This is a genomic window from Bartonella sp. AA81SXKL, assembly GCF_042196945.1.
GTDB lineage: Bacteria > Pseudomonadota > Alphaproteobacteria > Rhizobiales > Rhizobiaceae > Bartonella.
In genome coordinates this window covers 334-871 of record NZ_JBHIRH010000152.1, presented here as the reverse complement: position 1 = coordinate 871, position 538 = coordinate 334, and the positions used below count along the sequence as shown (strand labels likewise).

At 40.9% G+C, this 538-nt stretch carries 1 protein-coding gene; it reads left to right on the top strand.

The window, feature by feature from the left end; genetic code table 11:
- Positions 1 to 538: ribonuclease III (rnc, locus tag ACFINZ_RS10235; RefSeq protein ID WP_375701454.1), on the top strand; the 538-nt coding region annotated here is incomplete at both ends.

Sequence of the window (538 nt, the reverse complement as noted above, 5' to 3'; positions counted from 1 at the left end):
GGGGCATTACTTTAAAGATAAAAAGAAATTAAAAAAAGCGTTAACACATTCAAGTGTACAAGGTTCAGAACAGGGAAATTATGAAAGACTGGAATTCTTAGGTGATCGGGTCCTTGGGCTTTTGATTGCGGAAATGTTGTATCAATTGTTTCCACAGGCAAGTGAAGGTGAGTTATCGGTACGTTTAAACAGTTTAGTGAATGCGCAGACATGTGCTGATATTGCACTAGAAATGGAACTGCCTGTTATGATCCATGTTGGTTTTGAAATGAAAAACTTAAAAGGTCGTCGGCTAACAAATATGTATGCCGATGTGATTGAAGCTTTGATTGCTGTAATATATCTTGATGGGGGATTGGAGAGTGTTAGACCTTTTATTCAAAGGTATTGGCAAAGTCGGGCGAAGCAGATGGATGCTGGTCGGCGTGATGCCAAGACACAGTTACAGGAATGGGCGCATGTACAAGGTGGTGTACAACCACATTATAGGGTCGTAAAACGTTCTGGTCCAGATCATGATCCTGTTTTTATGGGAGAG